The following is a 14,862-nucleotide window of genomic DNA, read 5'->3' on the forward strand; positions in this document are numbered from 1 at the left end:
GAAGTGAAGCGATCCCGCGTCTTAGCCGCAGCCGCTGTTGCCCTGTCCCTCGCCAGTGCCCTGGCGGGCTGCTCCCGCGCGGACTCGGGCGACTCCGGCTCCGCCCCCGCGAGCAGCGGCGCCCCGAGCGCGGGCAAGGGTCCCGCCGCCGAGCTGCGGCTGGGGTACTTCCCCAACGTGACGCACACCCCGGCGCTGGTCGGCTTGGAGAAGGGCCTGTTCACCAAGGAGCTGGGCAGCACCAAGCTGGTGCCGACCAAGTTCAACGCCGGTGGCGAGGCGGTCAACGCGCTCTACGGCGGCTCGCTGGACGCGACCTTCATCGGCTCGGGCCCCTCGCTCAACGCCTACGGCAAGTCCGACGGCAAGGCGGTGCGGCTGGTGGCGGGCACCGCCTCGCGCGGCGCGCAGCTGGTGGTCAAGCCGGAGATCAACTCCGAGCAGGACCTGGTCGGCAAGACGGTGGTGACCCCGCAGCTGGGCAACACCCAGGACATCGCGCTGAAGAAGTGGCTGGCCGACAAGCAGCTCACCGACAAGGTGAAGGTGCAGAACACCGAGAACGCGCTGGCGCTGGAGGAGTTCAAGAAGGGCAGCGTGCAGGCGGCGTGGCTGCCCGAGCCGTGGTCGTCGCGGCTGGTGCTGGAGGCGGGCGCCAAGGTGCTGCTCGACGAGAAGGACCTGTGGCCCGGCGGCGAGTTCCCGACCACCGTGCTGATCGTGTCCACCACCTTCCTCAACGACCACCCGGAGACGGTCAAGGGCCTGCTCAAGGGCCTGGTCGCCAGCGTCGACTACACCAAGAAGGACACCGCGGGCGCCAAGACCGCGGTCAACGCCCAGCTCAAGGCGCTGACCGGCAAGGAGCTCAACGCCGCGACCATCGACCGCGCGTTCACCAACCTCAGCTTCACCCTCGACCCGTACGCCGCGCTGCTGCCGCAGCTGAGCAAGGACGCGGTCACCGCGAAGGTCGCGCAGAAGGAGACCGACGTGAAGGGCTTCCTCGACCTGAGGCTGCTCAACGAGGTGCTCACCGGGGCCGGTCAGTCCGCTGTGGACGCCGCGGGCCTGGACAAGAAGTAGGACGCGGGCAGTAGGAGAGAGGGGCGCGAGATGGCAATCGCACTGGAGAACGCGGTGCAGACCGAGGTCGCCGTCCGGTTGGAGGACCTGCACAAGGTCTTCGGCACCGGCAGGCAGGCGGTCACCGCGCTGGACGGCATCGACCTGGCGGTCCGACCAGGGGAGTTCGTGTGTCTGGTCGGCGCCTCCGGGTGCGGCAAGACCACGCTGCTCAACCTGATCGCGGGGCTGGAGCAGCCCTCGTCCGGCCGGATCACGCTCACCACCTCGCGCCCCGCGGTGATGTTCCAGGAGCACGCGCTGATGCCCTGGCTCACCGTGCACCGCAACATCGAACTGCCGCTGCGGCTGGCCGGGGTGGGGCGCGCCGAGCGCGCCGCCAAGGTCGAGGAGCTGCTGAGCCTGGTGCGGCTGGAGGGCACGGGCCGCAAGCGCCCGCACGAGCTCTCCGGCGGCATGCGCCAGCGGGTGGCGCTGGCCCGCTCGCTGGCCTCGGCGGTCCAGGGCTCCGCCGACGGCAAGCACGCGCTGATGCTGATGGACGAGCCGTTCTCCGCGCTCGACGCGATCACCCGCGACCTGCTGCAAGCGGAGCTGCTGCGGGTGTGGCGGGCGACCGGGACCGCGGTCGTCTTCGTCACCCACGACGTGCGCGAGGCGGTCCGGCTGGGCCAGCGGGTCGTGCTGCTCTCGTCGCGGCCGGGCCGGGTCGTGGACGAGTGGGACGTCGACGGGCTCACCGGGTCCGACGAGTCGGCGGCCGTGGACACCATCGGCGCGAAGTTGCGGGAGGTGATCAGCACCCATGCCGCAGCTTGACCAGGACACCGCTGAGCACAAGACCGCGCACGGCGACGGGCCCAGCGGCGCGGAGGTCGACGGCGCGATCGGCGGCCTCGACGCGCTGGACGCGCCCGACGCGGGCCCGCAGCGCTCGCGGGGGCGCCGGATCGCCGCCGCGGTGCTGCCGCCGATCGGGGCGGCGGTGCTGTTCATCGCGATCTGGCAGGCGGTGTGGGCGGCCGCGTGGGTGCCCGAACACCGGCTGCCCTCGCCGCTGACCATCGGCGAGGTGTTCTGGGGCCTGGTCGAGACCGGCCAGGTGTGGGAACTGCTGTGGACCTCGGTGCACCGGGCGGTGATCGGGTTCATCATCGCGCTGGCCATCGCGACCCCGCTGGGGCTGCTGCTGGCCAGGGTCCGGATCGTCCGCGCGGCGATCGGGCCGCTGGTGTCGGGCCTGCAGAGCCTGCCGTCGGTGGCCTGGGTGCCCGCCGCGGTGATCTGGTTCGGCCTCACCGACGCCTCGATCTACATGGTCGTGCTGCTGGGCGCGGTGCCCTCGATCGCCAACGGGCTGGTGGCGGGCATCGACCAGATCCCGCCGATCCTGCCCAGGGTGGGCAAGGTGATGGGCGCGGGCTCGCTGGCCAACGCCCGGCACATCCTGCTTCCCGCGGCGCTGCCCGGCTACCTGGCCGGGATGAAGCAGGGCTGGGCGTTCTCGTGGCGGTCGCTGATGGCCGCGGAGCTGATCGCCTCGTCGCCGGAGCTCGGCGACGGCCTCGGCCAGTTCCTGCACAACGGGATGTCGCTGTTCGACATGCCGATGGTGATCACCGGCATCCTGCTGATCCTGGTGGTCGGGGTCGGCATCGAGCTGCTGGTGTTCGCCCCGCTCGAGAAGGTCACGCTCAACGCCCGCGGGCTCCGGAAGAGCTAGGTACCCGTGCACTCGATCCCCCTAGTCGGTGTCGCCCACGGCAGCCGCGATCCCAGATCCGCGGCTGCCGTGGGTGATCTGCTCGACGCCGTCCGGGCACTGCGCCCGGGGTTGGACGTGCGTGGGGCGTTCCTCGACCTGTCAACGCCACCTCTGCTGGAGGTGCTGACCGGGCTCTACGCCGAAGGGCACCGGCAGGTCGTTGTTGTGCCACTTCTACTCGGGCGGGCCTATCACGCCCGGGTAGACCTACCGGGCCTGCTTGAAGAGGCCCGGTCTCGGATGCCTCAGCTGTCCACGACGGTCGGCGACGTGCTGGGTCCGGACCCGAAGCTGGAGTCGGCGCTGCTCGGCCGGTTGGCCGAGGTCGGCGCCACGGCGGGCGACCCGGACCTCGGCGTCGTGCTCGCCGCCACCGGGTCGTCGCACGCGCCCGCGAACGCGCGGGTCACCGACATCGCGGAGCGGTGGGCGCACACCCAGGGGTGGTCGGGGGTGCGGGCGGCGTTCGCCTCGACCTCGACGCCGGACGTCGCCGCCGCGGTGGCCGCGCTGCGGGCCAGGGGTGCCCGCCGGATCGCGGTCGCGTCGTACTTCCTCGCGCCCGGGCTGCTGCCGGACCGGGTGCGCTCGTCGGCCGGGGACGCTCTAGTGGCCGAACCCCTCGGCGCGTCGGTCGCCGACGTGGTGCTGGACCGGTACGACGAGGTCACCACCTCCGCCGCGCGCACCGCCTGACTCACCGCTGCCTTACCGAAACGCGAACTCCACTCGTGTGGCCGCCTCGGTCGCTGACGGGCAGCGGGCGCTGGGCCTTGTGGGTGCGCGCCGGATCGATGTGTCGAGTCGGGGGTCGCCCGCGTGGGCGGGTCCGGCCTCCGAAGAGTCGCTGTGCACAAGGTGCCCACAGCCGACTACGTGACCGGGCGTTTGCCGGTTCCGCCGAACAGCGCAACCATGATTGCGCCGCGCGGCCGAATCCGAAGTCCGACCCATCGAAGTCGAGGTGCTCTGATGAAGCCGACACCGCGTCGCGCCCTGTCCATCGCCGCTCTCGTCGCACTGCCGCTGGTGTTGCTCGCCCCGCCCGCGTCCGCTGTCCCGGTGACCGTCAACTACGCCTGCCAGGCCACCGCGCTCGGTACGACCTACCCGGCCACTCTTACCCAGCCGCTGGACGTGAGCGCGCCCGCGAGCGTTGCCGCCGGTGGCGCGTTGAGCGTGGTGATCGACCCGCAGGCCGCGAGCATCCCGGCGACCGTCGGGACCTACACGCTCAAGCGGGTGCAGAACCTGACCTTCAAGGTGCCGATCCCGGCGAACTCGACCTACGTGTCCAGCTCGCTGTCCGGCGGGTCCGGGGTCGGTGCCACCACCCTCTCCGTCACCGGCGGCGTCGCGACGCTCACCGCGGCCGGACCGGTCAACAGCGGGTCGACCTTCGAGCTGCCGACGATCACGCTCAACCTCACCGCGAACGCCCCGGGCACCATCGAGACCTCGCTGTACGGCACGAGCTTCAGCGACCCGGGGCTGACCGCGACCGGGGTGGTGCGCGTGCTGTTCGTGGACGTGAACGTGCCCGCCGCGTGCTACCCGAGCCCGAACCCGGCGATCACCACCACGATCGTCACCTGAGGCCCTGACCTGGTGATGTGACCGAGACCGCAGGGCGCCCCTCCCGCGCCCTGCGGTTCTCATACCCCCCAGGGGTATAGTTGGCCGCATGGAACACCACGGACACACCCAGGCGAACCCCTGGCGGCAGGCGATGAGCGCGACGCTGCACTGCCTGACCGGCTGCGCCATCGGCGAGGTGCTGGGGATGGTGATCGGCACCGCTCTCGGCTGGTCGAACCTGGCCACGGTGGTGCTATCGATCGCGCTGGCCTTCGTTTTCGGCTACTCGCTGACCATCGGCCCGGTGCTGCGCGCGGGTGTGCCCGCCGCGAGGGCGCTGCGGATCGCGTTGGCGGCCGACACGGTGTCGATCACGGTGATGGAGATCGTCGACAACGGCGTGATGCTCGTCGTGCCCGGTGCGATGGACGCGGGCCTTGCCAGCGCGCTGTTCTGGCTGGCGCTGGCGTTCTCGCTGGTGGTGGCGTTCGCGCTAACCGTTCCGGTGAACAAGTGGCTCATCGGGAGGGGCAAGGGTCACGCCGTCGTGCACTCCTATCACCACCACTAGCGCTACTAGGGTGAGCGGCATGGCTGATGAGCTTGTGCACTACGTGGTCGAGGCGGGCATCGCACGGATCACCCTGGACTCGCCTGGCAACCGCAATGCGCTCTCCGCGCAACTGCGGAGCGAACTGCGGGCCCACCTGAGCACCGCGACCGACGACGACACCGTCCGGGTCATCGTGCTCGACCACACCGGACCGGTGTTCTGCGCGGGCATGGACCTCAAGGAGGCGGGCGGCGCTTCCGCGGCGGCGCAGGGGGTCCAGGAGTTCCCGGCCATCCTGCAGCAGATCTGGACGAGCCCGAAGCCGGTCGTGGCGAAGCTGGCCGGTCCGGCGCGCGCGGGCGGGGTCGGCATCGTCGCCGCCGCGGACATCGCCGTGGCGGCCACCACCGCGACCTTCGCGCTCACCGAGGTCCGCATCGGCGTGGTCCCGGCGATCATCTCGGTCACCCTGCTGCCCCGCCTGCTGCCCCGCGCCGCGCACGAGCTGTTCCTCACCGGCGAGCAGTTCGACGCCGCCCGCGCGGTGCAGATCGGCCTGCTGAACTCCGCGGTGCCCAGCACCGACCTCGACGACGAGGTCGCCCGCTACACCTCGATGCTCGCCCTCGGCGGCCCGAAGGCGCTCGCGGGCACCAAGGCGATGCTGCGCCGCGAGCGCCCCGCCGACATGACCACCGACTTCGCCGAGATGCTGGCGCTGTCGGCGGGGTTCTTCGCGAGCGAGGAAGGGCAGGAGGGCATCTCGGCCTTCGCGCAGAAGCGCAAGGCGAACTGGGTGCCCTGAGGTCAGGAGATCACGACCGCCAACGACCGGCCGGGGGTCGCGAACCCCTCCACGGCGTCGTCGAGCACCTCGCGGATGCCCGCGTACCCGGCCGGGTCGGCGGCGGCCAGCACGGTCGAGTCGGTCCACACCACCGTGATCACGCCCTCCGGCAGCCACGACAGGTCGGTCAGGCAGTCGTAGAGGCCGTCGAGGTTGTGCCCGAACCAGTCCGGGAAGGACAGTGCGCCTGCCAGGCTGGTGAACATGGCGCGCTTGCTGCGGATGCCGGTGCCGTCGACCGCGTAGTCGGTCATCGGGTCGGGTCCACGGCGACGAAGCTGGCGTAGTGGTCGCCGGTGTAGAACAGCTCACCGGCGCTGCCGGTGATCAAGCGTCGGGCGCCGCGGTCGCGGCTGCCTGGGGTGGGCACGGTGTACTCCCGGTAGTGGTCGGGGGCTTGCTGCGGCAGCCTGCGCTCGCGGTTGGCGAAGGTCTTGCCGTCGTGGGCAGGGTAGGGGAACGGTCCCCCGCTCTCGACGAGGCGCCAGGTGGCGGCGGCCTCCCCCGGCAGGGCGGAGAGCGGGGTCGGGCCGGGCGCGGGGTCACCGGCGTCCTTGATCAGCCAGCCGGCGAGGACCAACAGGACCAGACCGACCAGCGCCACCGTGATGCGTCTGCGCGAAGCCACCGGGGCAGCCTACGAATCGGTGTCCTGGCGCGATCCGAGGGGCGCCTCGTCGCGGGAGGAGCCGAACCGGGCCGACGCGTAGTCCACGACCCGGTCGATGAACCAGGCCAGCACCACGCACAGCGGCAGCAGGATCGCCATGACCAGGGCGAACTGCAGCGGGAACGACAGCTGGATCAGCCACAGCTCCACGTCGTTCCACCAGTCGGACAGCCCTCGCAGCACGACCCGAGGGTAGACCTAGGCCACTTCAGCGGGGCGCCGGGCGTGCGGGGTGGTTATGTTCGGTCCATGTTCGCCGTCTACGCCGCCGCCCCCAGTTCGGACGACCCGCTGGCCGCGCTCACCCTCGGGGAGCGCCCGGAGCCCGAGGTCCCGGCCGGGTTCGTCGCGGTGACGGTCAAGGCGGCCAGCCTGAACATGCACGACCTGTGGACCCTGCGCGGGGTGGGCATCAAGGCCGAGCAGTTCCCGATGACGCTGGGCTGCGACGGCGCGGGCGTGCTGGCCGACGGGACCGAGGTGGTGCTGCACTCGGTGATCGGCGACCCGGCGTGGTCCGGCGACGAGACCCTCGACCCGAGGCGCACGCTGCTGACCGAGAAGCACCAGGGCACCTTCGCCGACACCGTGGTCGTGCCCGCCCGCAACGCGCTGCCCAAGCCCGCGGGGCTGACCTTCGGCGAGGCGGCGTGCATGGGCACGGCGTGGCTCACCGCGTACCGGATGCTGTTCGTGAAGTCGGGGTTGCGGCCGGGGCAGACGATGCTGGTGCAGGGCGCCTCCGGTGGCGTGTCGACGGCGTTGATCGAGCTGGGGCGGGCCGCGGGCATGCGGGTGTGGGTCACCGGCCGCACCGAGCAGAAGCGGGCGCTGGCGGCGGAACTGGGCGCGCACCAGACCTTCGAGTCCGGCGCCCGGCTGCCCGAGCGGGTCGACGCGGTGTTCGAGACGGTCGGCAAGGCGACCTGGCAGCACTCGATGCGCGCGCTCAAGCCGGGCGGGGTGATCGTGGTGTCCGGCTCGACCAGCGGCCCCGATCCCAGCGCCGACCTGCAGCGCCTGTTCTTCCTGCAACTGCGGGTGGTCGGCTCCACGATGGGCACCCGCGAGGAGCTGGCCGACCTGCTGCGCTTCTGCGACCTGGCGGGCATCCGGCCGCGCATCGGCGCCGAACTGCCGCTGGAGCGGGCCCGCGAGGGCTTCGAGCAGATGCTGGCAGGCGACACCGCCGGGAAGATCGTCTTTACCCGCTGAGCCCCGCGTGGAACCGGTCGACCAGCGGCCAGGTCGAGTCCCTGGCCGCGCGGCCGGTGAGGACGCCGAGGTGGCCGCCGGGTGCGGTGCTGAAGGTGGCGTTCGGGATCAGGTCGACCAGCGCGCGGGCGGCCCGGGGCGGGGCGATGACGTCCTCGCGCCCGGCGATCACCAGGGTCGGCTGGGTGACGCCGGTGAGGTCGATGCGGGTGCCGCCGAGGGTGACGGAGCCGGTGGCGAGGGCGTTGGCGCGGAAGAACCGGTGGTAGATCTGGGCGACGGCGCGGCCCGGGTAGGCGACCATCGTGGCGGTGAACCGGTCGACGGCCTCGATCTGGGCCAGGTAGTCGCGATCGGCGAGGTTGGCGGCGATCGCGAACGGCTTGGTGAGGTGCTTGTCCAGCGCGCTGACCTGGAACGCCCGGCGGACCAGCGGCGCGGGAACGCCACCGAGCGCGCGGTAGAGCGCCGGGAACGCGGCCTGCCCGGTGAGCGTGTCGAGTGGGCGCACCGGCCACAGCAGCGGGATCGCCGAGAAGTCGAACGGACTGGCCACCACGGTCAACGACGCGATGGGACCCGCCCCCATGCGGGCCGCGGCGAGCACCGCCAGGATGCCGCCGAGACACCAGCCGACCAGGTGCACGGGCTTGCCCCCGGAGTGCTCGTGCACCGTCCGCACCGCACTGGGCAGGACGTCCTCGACCCAGTGCTCCAGCCCGAGGTCGCGGTCACCGAACCCGATCTCCCCGTACTCGACGCCGTACGTCGGCCTCCCCGAGGTGACGAGATGCTCGACGACACTGCACCCCCGGCGCAGGTCGAAGCACGAATCCGGCACAGCAAGCGGCGGCACGAGCAACACCGGTTCCCCAAGCCGCCCCACCCCCACCACCCGGTGATACCCGAACACCGACCGCGCCCGCCCCTGCCCCAACAACGTCCGCGGCACCGGCCGATGATCAGCAAGCCCCCCGAACAACACCCGCCGCGCCACATTCCCCGCAGCAGCCCGCACCACGCCCGAGGTGATCACCTGACGACCTCCCGATTAGCTACTTCGGAGTAAAGTAAGCCCCCTCAGTCGACAACTGGCCCCGCTCTGTGGCCAACCGCACACGCTCCTTAACGGCAATCCAGACACACGTCTGAGGCCACGTCTCTTGATCCGCGACCGAGGCCGCTCTGGTTCGCGGTTGATCGCGTGGGTGTTAGTCGGTGATGCCGAGTCTGCGGGTCAGGGCGGTTGCGGCGGTGTGGGTTTCGGTGGTGAGGGTGCGGATCAGGTCGCCGACGGGGGTTTCGCGGGCTAGGGGGTAGGCCTGGCCTGCCCACAGGGACATTCCCTCGGCGTCGCCCGCCTTGGCCGCGGCGGCGCGGACTGGGCGGGTCAGGTTGTGGAGGTTGGGGTAGGCACTGGGGGCGTTGGGGTGGTCGGTGATGAAGCGGTTGACGAGGCCGCGGGCGGGGCGGCCGGTGAAGGCGCGGGTCAGGGTTGTCTCCCGGCCGCCCTCGGCGAGAGCCGCGCGCTGGGGGGCGGCCGTGCCTGCTTCCGGGCAGCGCAAGAAGACCGTGCCCAGCTGCGCGGCGACGGCACCCGCGGCGAGGACGGCGGCGATGTCGGCGCCATGCGTGAGGCCACCGGCGGCGATCAGCGGCAGGTCGACCTCGGTGGAGATCAACCGGAGGGCGGGCAGCAGGTCGTAGAGCGGGCCGCCACCCGGGTAGGCGGGGTCGTCGACGAACACGCCTCGGTGTCCGCCCGCCGCGGAACCCTGCACGCACAGGACATCCGCGCCCCGCTCGGCAGCCGCGACGGCCTCGGCGGGTGTGGTGACGGTGACCACGACAACCGAGTCGATCTCCTTGAGCCGTGCGACGTCCTCGGCGCGGGGCAGCGCGAAGGTGAACGACACCACCGGGATCCGCGCCTCGACCACGGCGTCGACCTTGGCCGCGTAGTGGTCGTCGTCCCACTGCTCGACGCCCGCGTCGGCCCCGTACCTGGCGGCCGCCTCGGCGCGCACGGCGTCCCCGTACGCCGAGAGGTCCTGTGTGGACTGTGCACTGGGCGCGAAGATGTTGACCCCGAACGGTTTCCCGGTCAACTCCCGCGTCTGCCGGATCTGCTCACGCACCACGTCCGCGGTGAGGTAACCGGAGGCGAGGAACGCGAAGGCCCCCGCCTCCACCGCCCCGGCGACCAGTGCGGGCGCGCTGACCCCGCCCGCCATCGGAGCCACGACAATCGGCACAGCCAGCTCGGTGATCACCGCTCGACCGTACCGCGCACCCCGGCCACCGCCCCGGCTCGCCGCGGACATCACACCCGCGGCGACCCCCGACCGGCGTCAGCCGCCGCAGCCACCGCCACCGCAGCCGCCCCCGCCGCAGCTGCTCCCGCTGCTGCAACTGCTGCCGCTGCTGCACGAGCTGGAGCCGGAGTCCCCGCTGCTGCTGCTCGCGGCCGCGTGGTGCTGGTGCAGGATGTCGCCGATCTCCTCGTCCGGGTACGCGGCCCAGCCGTAGAGGGCGACCGGGGCCAGCAAGCCGACCCCGAGCATCCCGGCGCCCGCGCCCGCCCCGCTGATCCTCGGGTTCGAGACCGACTGCCTGGCCCGGTTGAGCACGGCCCGGCCGGGCCGGGTGGCGTGCCGCGACTTCGAGCCGACCAGCAGCCTGGCGACGACCCACAGCACCAGGGTGGCGGGCAGCGACAGCGCGAGGTAGGTGACCGGGCGCTCCAGCGCGATGCCGTTGACCATCCGGACCACGGCGACCACGAAGAGCACGCCGAAGAGCAGGTGCACCCGCCGCACCCAGCGCTTGTCCCTGGTCAGGTAACCGCGCCCGGACAGGCCGTCCGCTAATCGCTTGGCGAGGTCGGTGTTGCCGAGGCCGAGGCCGCGACGCCCCTTGAGTGCGTGCGACGACCCGATCAGCCGCAGCACCTGGTCCTGCACCGCGTCGGCGGGCCTGCCCGCCCCGGTCGGGCTGACGACGCCGTCCCGGTTCACCCGCACGGCGTTGCGGCTCAGCAGGCCCGCGAGCGCGGTCTGCTCGACCCGCCCAGGGCCTTGCGCGAGCATGGCCAGCTCGTAGTGGTCGAGCTGCCCGTTGTCCCGGGCGGCGGCGTTGGTCGCGCGCACGACCGACACCACCCGCACCAGGATCGCCAGCCCGAGCAACACCGCGATCGCGGTCCAGTACGCGGCCAGGAACTCCTGCCCGGACAGACCCCACGGTTCGTCCATCACCCCTCCTCAGCCGCGCCCGACGCGGATAGTGTGCAACACGATCGAGTGATCGACGTGCGTTTCACCGACCACCGGTTAGATTCCCGGCATGTTCTCCCTGGACGACGCCGTCCGCATCGCCCGCGCGGCGCACGGTGAGCAGCTCGACAAGTCCGGCCTGCCCTACATCGAGCACCCGCTGCGGGTCATGGCCAACGTGGCCACCGACCACGAACGGATGACCGCCGTCCTGCACGACGTGGTGGAGGACACCGAGGTGACCCTCGCCGACCTGGCCGAGGCCGGGTGCCCACCCGAGGTCGTCGCCGCGGTCGACGCGATCAGCAAGCGCCCCGGTGAGTCCCAACCGGACTACCTGACCCGGGTCGCCGCCAACCCCATCGCCCTCGCCGTCAAGCACGCCGACATCGCCGACAACTCCTCCCCCGCCCGGCTGGCCAAGCTCGACCAGGCGACCCGCGACCGCCTCCGCGAGAAGTACGCCAACGCCCTCGACTTCCTCTCCGTGCACTGACCCCCCGCTCCCTCCCCCACAGCAGGACGCGGTGGGACGGCCCGGGTTGTCCGCCTCAGGCCCTGGCGTCCAGCTCGGCGATCGACCGCTTGGCGGCCACCACCCGGAACGCCTGGTCGACGATCTCGGCGATCTCCGCCCAGTCGTTCTCCCGGTCGAGGTACACGCCGAGCCAGCCGCGGTGGCCGACGTACGGCGGCCGGAAGAACCGGTCGGGGTCCTCGGCCACCATCTCCTCCTGCGCGCCCGGCGGCGCCGCGCACCAGAACGCCAGGCGCCCGCCGTGGTGCTCGCCGACGAACGACACGAACATGGCCTTGTCCCCGCGCGCGAACCAGGACGGCGACCCGTGGCTGACCTTCTCGGTCACCCCGGGCAGCGCCAGGCACGTCTTCCGCAGCCGCGGTAATGGGGTGGAGCGGGTCATCGGGTCTCCCTTTCGCGTCGGGGCGTCAGGGACCAGAATCGCGCACGGAGCCGACGACCGTCGGAAGTTGTCCACAGGCGAGGAGCAGGCACTTGCGGGCGAGTGGGACGTTCACAGTGGACGCGTGGGAGCCGGAAACCCCGTACGACCAGCGCGACGGCGTCGACCTGGGGCACACGACCCTGCGCAAGACGTTCGCGGGCGACATGACCGCCACCAGCGAGGTGCACATGACCAGCGTGGTGGTCCCGGCGACCCAGTCGGCTGCCTACGTGGCGATCGAGCGGGTCGAGGGCACGCTGGCAGGGCGCGGCGGCAGCTTCGTGCTCCAGCACTCGGCCACCGCCGACAGCTCCGGCCAGTCGCTGCTGGTCACCGTCGTCCCGGACACCGGAACGGGTGAACTCACCGGGCTGGTGGGCTCGTTGCTGATCACCAAGGACGGTGACCAGCACACCTGGAGCCTCGACTACACCCTGGGCTAGCGGCTACTTCTTGCCCTTGCCCTTGTCGGCGGACTCGTCTGTGGACAGTGCCGCGACGAAGGCCTCCTGCGGGACCTCGACCCTGCCGACCATCTTCATCCGCTTCTTGCCCTCCTTCTGCTTCTCCAGCAGCTTGCGCTTGCGGCTGATGTCGCCGCCGTAGCACTTGGAGAGGACGTCCTTGCGCATGGCGCGGATGGTCTCGCGGGCGATCACCCTGGCGCCGATGGCGGCCTGGATGGGCACCTCGAACTGCTGGCGCGGGATCAGCTCGCGCAGCTTGGTGGTCATCCTGGTGCCGTAGCCGTAGGCCGAGTCGCGGTGCACGATCGCGCTGAACGCGTCGACCGGCTCGCCCTGCAGCAGGATGTCGACCTTGACCAGCTCGGCGGCCTGCTCACCGGCCTCCTCGTAGTCCAGCGAGGCGTAGCCGCGGGTGCGCGACTTCAGCGAGTCGAAGAAGTCGAAGATGATCTCGCCGAGCGGGATGGTGTAGCGCAGCTCCACCCGGTCCTCGGACAGGTAGTCCATGCCGCCGAGCTGGCCGCGCTTGCCCTGGCACAGCTCCATGATCGTGCCGACGAAGTCGCTGGGGGCGATGACCGTGCACTTGGCGACCGGCTCGAAGACCTCGCCGATCTTGCCGACCGGCCAGTCCGAGGGGTTGGTGACGACGAGTTCCTTGCCGTCGTCGAGCACCACCCGGTAGACCACGTTGGGGGCGGTGGAGATCAGGTCGAGGCCGAACTCGCGCTCGAGCCGGTCGCGGGTGATCTCCAGGTGCAGCAGGCCGAGGAAACCGCAGCGGAAGCCGAAGCCCAGCGCCGCGGAGGTCTCCGGCTCGTAGGTGAGCGCGGCGTCGTTGAGCTGGAGCTTGTCGAGCGCCTCGCGCAGGTCGGGGTAGTCGGACCCGTCGACGGGGTAGAGACCGGAGTAGACCATCGGGCGCGGCTCGCGGTAGCCGGCCAGGGCCTCGGTGGCGCCCTTGCGCTCGGAGGTGACCGTGTCGCCGACCCTGGACTGGCGGACGTCCTTCACGCCGGTGATCAGGTAGCCCACCTCGCCGACGCCCAGGCCCGCGCTGGGCTTGGGCTCCGGGGAGATGATGCCGACTTCCAGCAGCTCGTGGGTGGCGCCGGTGGACATCATCTTGATCCGCTCGCGCGGGGTGATCTTGCCGTCCACCACGCGGATGTAGGTCACCACGCCGCGGTAGGTGTCGTAGACCGAGTCGAAGATCATCGCGCGGGCGGGCGCGTCGGCCTGGCCGACCGGGGCCGGTACGACGCGCACGACCTCGTCGAGCAGCTCGCCGACGCCGTGACCGGTCTTGGCGGACACGCGCAGCACGTCGTCGGGCTCGCAGCCGATGATGTGCGCGATCTCGGCGGCGTACTTGTCCGGGTCGGCGGCGGGCAGGTCGATCTTGTTGAGCACCGGGATGATGTGCAGGTCGCGGTCGAGGGCCATGTAGAGGTTGGCCAGCGTCTGCGCCTCGATCCCCTGCGCGGCGTCGACCAGCAGGACCGCGCCCTCGCAGGCGTCGAGGGCGCGCGAGACCTCGTAGGTGAAGTCGACGTGCCCGGGGGTGTCGATCATGTGCAGCACGTGGTCGGACCCGTCGACCGTCCACGGCAGGCGCACGTTCTGCGCCTTGATGGTGATGCCGCGCTCGCGCTCGATGTCCATCCGGTCGAGGTACTGAGCGCGCATCGCCCGCGCATCGACGACACCGGTGATCTGCAGCATCCGGTCGGCCAGGGTCGACTTGCCGTGGTCGATGTGCGCGATGATGCAGAAGTTGCGGATCTGCTCCGGCGCCGTGAAGGTCGTGTCAGCGAACGTTGCCACTCGAGGTCCTCGCATGGTCAGGGGTACGCCCATCGTCCCATGCCCAGGCGGCGACCGGGCTGCTCGGGTGGCCGGGCGGGCTGCACGATCCGTGCGATTCGCCCGATGCCCGCCTGGTCGCGCCGACCACCGCCAGCCCGGACGCGGTCGGCTAGGGCTCCCGGGAGTCCAACCGCATCGGGTGATCCGGCGGCACCTCGACCAGCACGATCCGCACCCCGTCCGGGTCGGCCAGCCACGCCTCGCGCAGCCCCCACGGCTGTAGCCGCGGCTCCTGGGTGAACACGACGCCGTGCCGCCTCAACTCGGCCGCCGCGTCGGCGAGGTCGCGGACCTGCACCCACAGCGCGAGGTCCGGGCTCGCCTCGTGCCCGCCCTGACCGGAGATCTCCAGGTGGCCGTTGCCGAGGAAGAAGACCGTGCCGCCGGGGAACTCGCGGAACACCGCCAACCCCAGGGTGTCGCGGTAGAAGGCGAGGGACCGGTCCCGGTCGCGGGGGTGGATGATCACGCGGCTGCTGAGGAACTCCACGGCTCAAGTCCTACCCGCAGCGGCCGGTGGCCGCAGGACGTCCCACTATCACCGCACCCGTCCGCCGCCCCGGCATTACGCT

19 protein-coding genes are annotated in these 14,862 nt (G+C 71.5%); 10 read left to right on the forward strand and 9 right to left on the reverse strand.

What is annotated here, in order from left to right:
* Nucleotides 1–3 precede the first annotated feature (3 nt).
* The 7 genes from BMY07_RS10770 to BMY07_RS10800 all read left to right on the forward strand — a co-directional run bounded on the left by BMY07_RS10770 (nt 4) and on the right by BMY07_RS10800 (nt 5,787).
* Nucleotides 4–1,086 (forward strand): ABC transporter substrate-binding protein, encoded by a 1,083-nt coding sequence (locus BMY07_RS10770; protein WP_092777037.1) that lies wholly within the window; start codon nt 4–6, stop codon nt 1,084–1,086.
* A gap of 30 nt (nt 1,087–1,116) precedes the next feature.
* Nucleotides 1,117–1,905, forward strand: coding sequence for an ABC transporter ATP-binding protein (locus BMY07_RS10775; protein ID WP_092777039.1), 789 nt, complete (start codon nt 1,117–1,119; stop codon nt 1,903–1,905).
* Complete coding sequence (locus tag BMY07_RS10780; RefSeq protein WP_092777041.1) at nt 1,892–2,809, forward strand: ABC transporter permease; 918 nt, start codon at nt 1,892–1,894, stop codon at nt 2,807–2,809. Before BMY07_RS10775 ends, BMY07_RS10780 begins: the two co-directional genes overlap by 14 nt.
* 15 nt (nt 2,810–2,824) lie before the next feature.
* A complete protein-coding gene (locus tag BMY07_RS10785; protein ID WP_092777371.1) occupies nt 2,825–3,547 on the forward strand; it encodes a sirohydrochlorin chelatase in 723 nt (240 codons plus the stop codon).
* Nucleotides 3,548–3,823: 276 nt separating this feature from the next.
* Nucleotides 3,824–4,447: a hypothetical protein gene (locus BMY07_RS10790; RefSeq protein ID WP_092777043.1), complete on the forward strand. Its 624-nt coding sequence runs from the start codon at nt 3,824–3,826 to the stop codon at nt 4,445–4,447.
* 88 nt (nt 4,448–4,535) lie between these two features.
* Nucleotides 4,536–5,000 carry a DUF4396 domain-containing protein gene (locus BMY07_RS10795; RefSeq protein ID WP_092777045.1) on the forward strand — a complete coding sequence of 155 codons (465 nt, stop codon included), beginning with the start codon at nt 4,536–4,538 and terminating at the stop codon, nt 4,998–5,000.
* 19 nt (nt 5,001–5,019) lie between these two features.
* Nucleotides 5,020–5,787, forward strand: coding sequence for an enoyl-CoA hydratase-related protein (locus BMY07_RS10800; protein ID WP_092777047.1), 768 nt, complete (start codon nt 5,020–5,022; stop codon nt 5,785–5,787).
* A gap of 2 nt (nt 5,788–5,789) precedes the next feature.
* Here the strand turns inward: BMY07_RS10800 and BMY07_RS10805 are convergent, their stop codons facing one another.
* The 3 genes from BMY07_RS10805 to BMY07_RS10815 are packed head-to-tail and all read right to left on the reverse strand — an operon-like array spanning nt 5,790 to nt 6,682.
* The gene (locus BMY07_RS10805; RefSeq protein ID WP_092777049.1) at nt 5,790–6,083 is read right to left on the reverse strand and encodes a barstar family protein; all 294 of its coding nucleotides are present in this window, start codon (nt 6,081–6,083) and stop codon (nt 5,790–5,792) included.
* Nucleotides 6,080–6,457, reverse strand: coding sequence for a guanyl-specific ribonuclease (locus tag BMY07_RS10810; RefSeq protein WP_092777051.1), 378 nt, complete (start codon nt 6,455–6,457; stop codon nt 6,080–6,082). The genes BMY07_RS10805 and BMY07_RS10810 overlap by 4 nt, the downstream gene beginning before the upstream one ends.
* A 9-nt stretch (nt 6,458–6,466) precedes the next feature.
* Complete coding sequence (locus tag BMY07_RS10815) at nt 6,467–6,682, reverse strand: hypothetical protein (RefSeq protein WP_092777053.1); 216 nt, start codon at nt 6,680–6,682, stop codon at nt 6,467–6,469.
* Nucleotides 6,683–6,748: 66 nt separating this feature from the next.
* On the opposite strand from BMY07_RS10815, the gene BMY07_RS10820 reads away from it, so the two are divergent.
* Nucleotides 6,749–7,714, forward strand: coding sequence for a zinc-binding dehydrogenase (locus tag BMY07_RS10820; protein WP_092777055.1), 966 nt, complete (start codon nt 6,749–6,751; stop codon nt 7,712–7,714).
* On the opposite strand, the gene BMY07_RS10825 is transcribed toward BMY07_RS10820, so the two are convergent.
* The 3 genes from BMY07_RS10825 to BMY07_RS10835 form a co-directional block, all read right to left on the reverse strand.
* A complete protein-coding gene (locus tag BMY07_RS10825) occupies nt 7,704–8,732 on the reverse strand; it encodes an alpha/beta fold hydrolase (RefSeq protein WP_425426266.1) in 1,029 nt (342 codons plus the stop codon). The two genes, BMY07_RS10820 and BMY07_RS10825, sit on opposite strands and share 11 nt — an antisense overlap.
* Before the next feature lie 193 nt (nt 8,733–8,925).
* Nucleotides 8,926–9,987 (reverse strand): nitronate monooxygenase, encoded by a 1,062-nt coding sequence (locus BMY07_RS10830; protein WP_092777057.1) that lies wholly within the window; start codon nt 9,985–9,987, stop codon nt 8,926–8,928.
* 78 nt (nt 9,988–10,065) lie between these two features.
* A complete protein-coding gene (locus BMY07_RS10835) occupies nt 10,066–10,968 on the reverse strand; it encodes a TIGR04222 domain-containing membrane protein (protein WP_092777059.1) in 903 nt (300 codons plus the stop codon).
* A gap of 91 nt (nt 10,969–11,059) precedes the next feature.
* Here BMY07_RS10835 and BMY07_RS35870 point away from each other — a divergent pair, with 91 nt between their 5' ends.
* Nucleotides 11,060–11,485 carry an HD domain-containing protein gene (locus tag BMY07_RS35870; protein ID WP_092777061.1) on the forward strand — a complete coding sequence of 142 codons (426 nt, stop codon included), beginning with the start codon at nt 11,060–11,062 and terminating at the stop codon, nt 11,483–11,485.
* 55 nt (nt 11,486–11,540) lie between these two features.
* On the opposite strand, the gene BMY07_RS10845 is transcribed toward BMY07_RS35870, so the two are convergent.
* The gene (locus tag BMY07_RS10845; protein ID WP_092777063.1) at nt 11,541–11,912 is read right to left on the reverse strand and encodes an MmcQ/YjbR family DNA-binding protein; all 372 of its coding nucleotides are present in this window, start codon (nt 11,910–11,912) and stop codon (nt 11,541–11,543) included.
* A gap of 92 nt (nt 11,913–12,004) precedes the next feature.
* Between BMY07_RS10845 and BMY07_RS10850 the strand changes: the two genes are divergently transcribed.
* Nucleotides 12,005–12,397 (forward strand): DUF3224 domain-containing protein, encoded by a 393-nt coding sequence (locus tag BMY07_RS10850; protein ID WP_218150643.1) that lies wholly within the window; start codon nt 12,005–12,007, stop codon nt 12,395–12,397.
* 3 nt (nt 12,398–12,400) lie between these two features.
* Here the strand turns inward: BMY07_RS10850 and lepA are convergent, their stop codons facing one another.
* Both lepA and BMY07_RS10860 read right to left on the reverse strand, forming a co-directional pair.
* Entirely contained in the window at nt 12,401–14,248 is a 1,848-nt protein-coding gene (lepA, locus tag BMY07_RS10855; protein ID WP_281245057.1) for a translation elongation factor 4, read from the reverse strand.
* A 151-nt stretch (nt 14,249–14,399) separates the two neighbouring features.
* Nucleotides 14,400–14,780: a VOC family protein gene (locus BMY07_RS10860; protein ID WP_092777069.1), complete on the reverse strand. Its 381-nt coding sequence runs from the start codon at nt 14,778–14,780 to the stop codon at nt 14,400–14,402.
* Between the last annotated feature and the right edge of the window lie 82 nt (nt 14,781–14,862).

Source organism: Actinokineospora terrae (genome assembly GCF_900111175.1).
Lineage (GTDB): Bacteria > Actinomycetota > Actinomycetes > Mycobacteriales > Pseudonocardiaceae > Actinokineospora > Actinokineospora terrae.